The sequence below is a fragment of the Enterovirga sp. genome (assembly GCF_035325185.1).
GTDB lineage: Bacteria > Pseudomonadota > Alphaproteobacteria > Rhizobiales > Beijerinckiaceae > Enterovirga.
Window position 1 is genome coordinate 1 of sequence record NZ_DAOLAJ010000131.1, and the last position, 8,137, is coordinate 8,137.

General features: G+C 70.4%; 7 protein-coding genes and 1 pseudogene. 6 read left to right on the forward strand and 2 right to left on the reverse strand.

The window, feature by feature from the left end; genetic code table 11:
* The 6 genes and pseudogenes from PKD06_RS17535 to PKD06_RS17560 form a co-directional block, all read left to right on the forward strand.
* A pseudogene (locus PKD06_RS17535) lies at positions 1–300 on the forward strand (3-isopropylmalate dehydratase small subunit); the annotation flags it as partial.
* A gap of 19 nt (positions 301–319) precedes the next feature.
* On the forward strand, positions 320–658 hold the full coding sequence (cutA, locus tag PKD06_RS17540; RefSeq protein ID WP_324382401.1) for a divalent-cation tolerance protein CutA: 339 nt from the start codon (positions 320–322) through the stop codon (positions 656–658).
* Positions 659–731: 73 nt separating this feature from the next.
* On the forward strand, positions 732–1,676 hold the full coding sequence (locus PKD06_RS17545) for a hydroxyacid dehydrogenase (RefSeq protein ID WP_324382389.1): 945 nt from the start codon (positions 732–734) through the stop codon (positions 1,674–1,676).
* Between the two features lie 133 nt (positions 1,677–1,809).
* Positions 1,810–3,078: a DUF1972 domain-containing protein gene (locus PKD06_RS17550; RefSeq protein ID WP_324382390.1), complete on the forward strand. Its 1,269-nt coding sequence runs from the start codon at positions 1,810–1,812 to the stop codon at positions 3,076–3,078.
* Between the two features lies 1 nt (position 3,079).
* Positions 3,080–4,441 (forward strand): Gfo/Idh/MocA family oxidoreductase, encoded by a 1,362-nt coding sequence (locus tag PKD06_RS17555; RefSeq protein WP_324382392.1) that lies wholly within the window; start codon positions 3,080–3,082, stop codon positions 4,439–4,441.
* 85 nt (positions 4,442–4,526) lie between these two features.
* Positions 4,527–5,444: a TRAP transporter substrate-binding protein gene (locus PKD06_RS17560; protein WP_324382394.1), complete on the forward strand. Its 918-nt coding sequence runs from the start codon at positions 4,527–4,529 to the stop codon at positions 5,442–5,444.
* A gap of 304 nt (positions 5,445–5,748) precedes the next feature.
* Here the strand turns inward: PKD06_RS17560 and PKD06_RS17565 are convergent, their stop codons facing one another.
* On the reverse strand, positions 5,749–5,901 hold the full coding sequence (locus PKD06_RS17565) for a hypothetical protein (RefSeq protein ID WP_324382397.1): 153 nt from the start codon (positions 5,899–5,901) through the stop codon (positions 5,749–5,751).
* Between the two features lie 67 nt (positions 5,902–5,968).
* Positions 5,969–8,041, reverse strand: coding sequence for a hypothetical protein (locus tag PKD06_RS17570; RefSeq protein ID WP_324382399.1), 2,073 nt, complete (start codon positions 8,039–8,041; stop codon positions 5,969–5,971).
* Between the last annotated feature and the right edge of the window lie 96 nt (positions 8,042–8,137).

Below are 8,137 nucleotides of genomic sequence, written 5' to 3' on the forward strand. Positions count from 1 at the left end.
AGCTTCGCCGACATCTTCTACAACAACTGCTTCAAGAACGGCATCCTGCCGATCAAGGTCTCGCCCGAGGATCTCGAGAAGCTGATGGACGACGCCGACCGCGGCGCCAACGCGACCCTGACGATCGACCTCGCCAGCCAGACCATCAAGGGACCGGACGGCGGCACCCTGCATTTCGACATCGATCCCTTCCGCAAGCATTGCCTGCTGAACGGGCTCGACGATATCGGGCTGACGCTCGAGAAGAGGCCGCAGATCGAGAGCTACGAAGAGAAGCTCGCGCAGCGCGAATGGGCCTGAGGCGGCGGCAGGCGCGATGGTGGAGCAGGCCCTCCTTCTCTATACGACATTCCCCGACGAGAAGACGGCGCTGGCCATCGGCGAGGCGCTGGTGCGCGACGGGCTCGCCGCCTGCCTCAACGTCCTGCCCGGAATGAGTTCCGTCTATCGCTGGGAGGGCGGGATCGAGCGGGGGCGGGAGGTGGTCGGCATCATCAAGACCCGGGAGGGCCGGCGGGACGCCGTCACGGCGGCCCTGAAGGACCTCCATCCCTACGACACTCCCGTCATCCTCTACCTCACCCCCGAGGCCGATCCCGCGACCCTCGCCTGGCTCGCCGCCGCGACGAACGGAGAGGACGGCGCCATCTCGGCCTGAGCGCCGAAGGCTGCTATGAAGGCCGGCCGTCCAGCCGCCGGCCAGGATTCATAGCTGCCGCCAGGAGATTTCGATGCCGGATATCGTCATTTCCGAGTTCATGGACGGGCCCGCGATCAAGACCGGTCTCGCGGGATTCGACGTGCTCTACGACCCCGACCTCGTCGACAAGCCGGAGGAGCTGAAGAAGGCCCTCGCCTCCGCGCGGGCCCTCATCGTGAGAAACCGCACGAAGGTCGATGCGGCGCTTCTGGAGGGGGCGGAGAAGCTGGTCGCGATCGGGCGGCTCGGCGTCGGGCTCGACAATATCGACCTTGAAACCTGCAAGGCGCGCGACATCGCGGTCTATCCCGCAAGCGGCGCCAACGACGTGTCCGTCGCCGAATACGTGATCGGCACGGCGCTCTTCCTGCTGCGCGGCAGCTATTATGCGACCTTCGAGGTCATTGCGGGGCGCTGGCCCCGCAACCGCCTCGTCCATGGCCGGGAGATGTCGGGCAAGCATCTGGGGCTCGTGGGATTCGGCTCGATCGCGAAAGCCGTCGCGCTGCGGGCCGCCGCCATGGGCATGAAGGTCTCGGCCCACGATCCCCATATCCCCGCCGACGCCCCGGCCTGGGAGCAGCCCTTCGGCAAGGTCGAGCGGCGCGAGCTGGACGGGCTTCTCGCCGCCGCCGACGTCGTCTCGGTGCATGTGCCCCTGACGCCCCAGACGCGCAACCTGATCGACGCGCGCCGCCTCGCCTTCATGAAGCGCAGCGCCATCCTCATCAACACGGCGCGGGGCGGGATCGTGGACGAGGCGGCGGTCGCGGCCGCCCTCAAGGAGAACAAGCTCGGCGGCGCCGCGCTCGACGTCTTCGACGAGGAGCCCCTGCCCGAAGCGAAGGGCGTCGTCTTCGGCGGAGCGCCCAACGTCATCCTGACGCCCCACATCGCCGGGCTGACCGTCGAATCCAACACGCGCGTCTGCGCCGTGATCGCAGAGGCCGTCCGCAAGCACCTGACGCCGGGTTGAGGCGCAGGCAGGCAGCCGTCGCGGGCCCGCCCCGGGCCGGATAGATCGAATCCTCACGATCGCCATAACGGAGTTTTTCGCCGCCCCATGGGAAGCCTTCCCCCCGGCCGTTCCGGCCTGGAGGAGCATCGATATGGGAGCCTGGATCCAAGGCGGCCGCCGCTCCGTGCTGATCCTCGGCACGCGCGGGATTCCAGCCGCCCATGGCGGGTTCGAGACCTTCGCCGAACGCCTCGCGCTCCATCTCGTCGCACGCGGATGGCATGTCGGCGTCTATTGCCAGCGCGACGTCGACAGGGTCGAGCGGCGCCTGACGAGCGAGACCTGGCGGGGCATCGAGCTTCTCCAGGTCGAGGTCGCCTCGAAGGGGCCGGTCGCGACGCTCGAATTCGACGCCGTCTGCGCCCGGGACGCCGCCCGGCGGGACGGGGTCGCGCTCGTCCTCGGCTATAACGGCGCGCTCTTCCTGCCCTGGCTGCGGCTGCGGGGCCGGCGCATCCTCACCAATATGGACGGCATCGAGTGGAAGAGGCCGAAATGGCCGCTGCCGGTGAAGGGCTGGCTGTGGATCAACGAATGGATCGGCGCCTGGATCTCGAACCGGCTCGTCGCCGACCATCCGCGCATCGCCGACCATCTCGCCACGCGCCGCCCACGCAAGGCGATCGCCATGATCCCCTATGGCGGGGACCCGGTTTGCGAGCCGCAGGCGGAAGCCCTCGCCCCGCTCGGCCTGGAGCCGGACCACTTTCTCGTCTCCATCGCGCGGATCGAGCCCGACAACAGCATCGCGACGCTGGTGGAGGCCTTCTCCCGCAAGCGGCGCGGATGCAAGCTCGCCGTGCTCGGCAAGCTCGAGGAGGGCAATCCCTATCATCGGCAGGTGCGCGAGGCGGCGGGGCCGGAGGTGGTCTTCCCCGGCGCCATCTACGACCAGAGGATCGTCCAGGCACTGCGGGGACATGCCCGTGCTTACCTGCACGGCCACACGGTCGGCGGCACCAATCCCTCGCTGGTGGAGGCCCTCTGGGCGGGCAGCGCCGTCATCGCCCACGACAATCCCTATAACCGCTGGACGGCGGGCGAGGGGCAATGGTTCTTCCGCGACGCGGATGGCTGCGAGCGCGCGATCGAGACCGTGCTGTCCGCGGACGAGGCGGTGGCAGCCGCGCGCGAGGCCGCTCTCGCGCGGGCCCGCGAGCAGTTTTCCTGGGACGAGATCCTGATGAGCTACGAGAGCGAGCTGACCCGCCTCCTGGCGAAGACTCCCAGCCGCGCCAGCGTGAATCCAGGTCATCCGAGCGACGTCGTATTTCATCGATTCGGATTGTCGGGCCGGGTTGTCTCTCCCCTTCAAACATGGTCCGATCGGGAGGGAAGAAACGCAAGTTCCGAGGGCTGACGTGAACCTGAATGCGATGCTGCTCCAGCGGCAGGCCGAAGGCCGGCCGGTGACGGTGGGCGTGGTCGGAGCCGGCAAGTTCGGCACGATGTTCCTGTCCCAGGCGCGCACCACCGCCGGCATGCATGTCGTGGCGGTGGCCGACCTCAATGTGGACAGGGCCCGCTCGCAGCTCGCGATGGCCTCCTGGCCCGCCGAGCAATCGACCGCGACCTCGCTGGACGACGCGCTCAAGACCGGCAAGACGCATCTGACGAGCGACACCGAGGCGATGATCAGGCATCCCGCCATCGAGGTGATCGTCGAGGCGACGGGCGATCCGCGCACCGGCATCCGGCTCTCGACCATGGCGATCGAGAACGGCAAGCACATCGTGATGGTGAACGTGGAGGCGGACGCGCTGGCCGGCCCCATCCTGGCGCGGCGCGCGCAGCGGGCGGGCGTCGTCTATTCGCTGGCCTGGGGCGACCAGCCGGCCCTCGTCTGCGACCATGTCGACTGGGCGCGGGCGGCGGGCTTCCGGGTCGTCGCCGCCGGCAAGGGCACCCGCTACCACCCGACCTATCACCAATCGACGCCGGACACGGTCTGGGACATCCTGTCCAAATACATGCGGATCAGGGACGAGGACCGGGGCTCGATCAACCCGAAGATGTTCAATTCCTTCGTGGACGGCACGAAGTCGGGCATCGAGATGACGGCCATCTGCAACGCCACCGGCCTGCATTCGCAGAGCGAAGGCCTCTCCTTCCCGCCCGCCTCGCGCTTCGAGCTGTCGGATATCTGCAAGCCGAGGAGCGAGGGCGGCGTGCTCGAGAAGGCGGGGGTGACCGAGGTGACCTCCTCGGTCGCCCGCGACGGCACCGACGTGCCGCACAACCTCGTCATGGGCACCTATGTCGTGTTCGAGGCGGCCGAGGACAACGACTATTCCCGGCGCTGCTTCGTCGAATATTCGATGCTGCCGGACAAGACCGGCCGCTATGCGGCGCTCTACCGGCCGATCCACATGATCGGGCTGGAACTCGGCATCTCGGTCGCCTCCGCCGCCCTGCGCAAGGAGCCGACGGGGGCGCCGGTCTGCTTCAATTCGGACGTGGTCGCCACGGCCAAGCGGGACCTCGTCCCCGGAGAGATGCTGGACGGCGAGGGCGGCTTCTGCGTCTGGGGCAAGCAGACCCCGGCCGAGGCGTCGCTCCGCGAAGGCTACCTGCCGCTCGGCCTCTCGCACAACGTCAAGCTCAAGAACCCGGTCAGGCAGGGCGAGCGGCTGAAATGGTCCGATGTCGAGATCGACGAGACCGATATCGCCGTCTCGACGCGCCGGGAGATGGAGGCCGCCTTCTCGCGGCCCAATGCCTGATCTTCGGATGACGGGCTCCGGCGGGAGCCCCCTCCCGCCGAGCCGCCGAGGCGCGCTCGGCCTCCTCGGGGGAGCCGCAATCGCGATGCCCGCCATCGCCGGGGCGCGGAGGATCGACTGGGTCGGCGCCACGGCCGTCCCGGCGGTGGATTTGATCGCCCGCTCGATAGACGTCTTCGCCGCCCGCCTCGGCGAACTGAGCGCGGGCCAGATAATGCTCGCGAACCGTCACGAAGGCGCGCTCGGCAGCGAGCGCGAGCAGGTCGAGGCGCTGCTCCGGGACACGGTCCATTTCGCGACGCCGGGCCTTGGCCTCCTCGCCGGCTGGTATCGCCCGGCCGAGGTCTGGATCCATCCCTATCTGTTCCGGGATGTCGCCCACAAGGACCGCGTCTGGGACGCGGTGCGCGCGGACTACGCCGCCGAGGTCGCCCGAGCCGCGGGGCTGCGGATCCTCGCCGCCATCCCGCGCATGCCGCGCCAGCTCGCCTGCAATCGGACGGTCGGCGTACCCGCCGACATGAAGGACCTGAAGATCCGCGTGCCGGAGGCGGGCCTCTGGCGGCGCGCCTTCGAGATGCTCGGCGCCGCGCCGGTCCCGCTGCCCTTCCCGGAGGTGCTCCAGGCGCTGAAATCGGGCATGGTCGACGGGCAGGAGAACCCGGTCGCGCTCGCCTGGAATTCCGGCCTCCTCGAGGCGAGCAGCCATCTCGCGCTGACCGGGCACATGATGCAGGACAATTGCATCCTGATGGCCGAGGCGGCCTATGCCGGATTGACCGGGGAGCAGCGGAAGATCGTCGACGAGGCCGCGCGCGACATGGAGGCCGAGATGCGCCCCCAGGTCCTCGCGGACGACGCCGTCGTCATGGACAGGATCGGGGCGCGGAAGATCGTGGTGTCGGAGGTCGACAAGCCCGCCTTCGCCGCGGCGATGGGGAAGCTCGCCAAGGAGTTTCCCGCCGGCAGGACATGGGCCGAGCGTTTCGCGCGGATCCCTTGATTCCCGACGCGGCGGGAAGTCTCTTATCTCGCGGGAGCGGACGCCTCGGGGCGGCCGAAGAACATCCAGACGGCGGCAGGCTCGCCCCGCCTCTGGCGCGCGGCATTGGCCCGGCGCGCCTCGAGGAGATCGCGCGCGGCCTGAACATCTTCCGGCGCGCTCTGCGCTTCGGCCCCGCTCGGGGCCTCGTCCGCAGCCGCGAAGGCAACGTGTCCTGCGAGGGCAACGTGCCCTGCGGGGGCAACGTGCCCTGCGGGGGCGAGCATCGCGAACGCGGCGAGAAAGAAGGGGCCCATCTGTCTTCTCATGCGTGGAGCACCATGCGCGAGCGGTCGTCGATCTTGCGGGAAATTCCGAAATCGGCGCGGCCGAGCATCTTTGCAAGGCTGTTCGAGGGGTGGCCGGTGCCGAGGACCGTGAGGACCAGAAACGCCGTCATGGCTTGGCGAAGAAACATGGGGGCCGCCTCCGGCTGACCCCTCTTCGTCGCCCCGCGCCGCCCGCAGGTTCATCGCATCCGAACGTCACGCGCGACGGCGCCGGCCCTCGGCGACCCAGGCGAGCAGCACCGCGCCCAGCAATCCCGCAAGGCCGAGCAGCCCGAGCCCGAGCGGCATCACCGAGACGCCCCGGATCACCGCCGCCTCGCTCGGCCGCAGCCCGATCCAGTCCGCCCCGGCGGCGCGCGCGCCGGCCCGCACGAGCTGGACGCGCGGCACGGCAGGGCCTCCCGTCTCGCCCGCCACGCGCCGCACCGATCCGCCCGTCGCCTCCGCGAGGGGGCGCAGCCGCTCGGTATCGGAGAAGACATCCGCGAGTTCCAGCGGATTGGCGGGCCCGACGCTCGTGAAAGCGACCAGATCGCCCGAGCGGATCGTGTAGAGTCCGAGTTCCCCCGCCCGCATCCGGGCCCGGAAGAGGCCGGGCCGCTCCTCCTTCGTCGGCAGGCTGGCGCGGGCGCCGCCCGGAGAGACGACGGCCACCGGCCCCGGATCGGGGCCCATGCTCTGGCGCTCGATCGCGATCTCGCGCCCGACGGCGCTCGCCCGCAGCGCTTCTTCCTCCAGCGCCGGCTCCTTCATCAGCCAATGGGCGAGGCGGCGCAGGAGATCGACATGCGGCCCCCCGTCCTCGTAGCCCCGCGCCCAGAGCCAGACGTGGTCCGACAGAAGCAGCGCGACCCGGCCCTTGTCCTCGCGCGCGAGGACGAGGAGCGGCTGGCCCTGCGCGCCCGACATCACGCTCGTTCCCCGCCGGAGCTGCGCCCCGACGACGCGCAGCCAGCCGCCCCAGGAAGGCGGATCGGTCTCCGAGCCCGGCAGGTCGCGCGCGACGGGGTGGCGCTCGCCCTCGCGGGTGATCCTCGGCCGGAACGGCTCCTCGATCACGCGCCCGTCCGGGATGCCCGGCAGGATGGAGGAGAGGCGCGTGCGCGCGAGGCTCGCGGGGCTCGCGAATTCGGGCCCCGCCGCGATCAGCAGCGCGCCGCCCTCGCGCACATAGCGGGCGATGTTGTCGAAATAGGTCGCGGGCAGGACGCTCTGATTGGCGTAGCGGTCGAAGATGATGAGGTCGAATTCCTTGATCTTCTGCTGGAACAGCTCGCGGGTCGGGAAGGCGATCAGGGACAGTTCGTTGATCGGGGTGCCGTCCTGCTTCTCGGGCGGGCGCAGGATGGTGAAATGGACGAGGTCCACATTGGCGTCCGACTTCAGGAGGTTGCGCCAGGTGCGCTCGCCCGGATGCGGCTCGCCCGAGACGAGCAGCACCCGCAGCTTCTCGCGGATGCCCTCCATGGTGACGACCGCGCGGTTATTGGCGAGGGTCAGCTCGCCCGGCAGCGCCTCCGCCTCGATCTCGATGACGTTGGGGCCGCCATGCTCGACGCGGATGGTCAGGCTGAAGGGCGTGCCCGTGGCCACCTCGCGCGCCAGGACCGGCTGCCCGTCGCGCCTCACCGTGACGCGGGCCCGGCCCGTGCCGCCGCGCTCGGAGACCTCGGCCCGGATGGTCTGGTCCTTGCCGACGATGCCGAAACGCGGCGCCTCGATCAGCACGATGCGCCGGTCGCGCTCGCTGGGGCGCCCCGTGACGAGGACATGGAGCGGCGCCCTGAAGCCGAGGCCGGACAGGTCGGCCGGGATGTCGTGCACCACCCCGTCCGTGATGGCGACCACCCCGGCGAGGCGGTCCGGCGGCACGTCGGACAGGGCCCGGCCGAGGGCGGTGAAGAGGCGCGTGCCGTCCTCGCCCTCCCCCTCGCCCGCCTCGACGAAGCGGATGTCGAGATCGGGAAGCGCGCCCAGGCGCCGCTCCATCTCGGCGCGGACCTCCTCGGTCATGGCCTTGCGATCGCCGAGGGCCTGGGAGGCCGAGCGGTCGGTCACGACGGCCACGACGCTGCGGATCGGCTCGCGCTCCTCCCGCACCAGCGAAGGATTGGCGAGCGCCGCGAGCACGAGGGCGAGGGCGAGGGCGCGCAGGATCGCGACCGGCCCGCGGCTCAGGACAGCGAGGGCCGCGAGGGCGAGCGCCAGGACGCCCAGGGCCGCGAGTGCCCAGAGCGGCAGGAGGGGGGTGAAGGAGAGGCTCAGCACGGGCCCGCTCCCGCCCTCCCCCCGCCTGCGGCGGGGGGGGGCGAGGCCCCCCCCAAGAGGGAAACCCGGGGGGGGGGCCCCGCCGCCGAATCACCC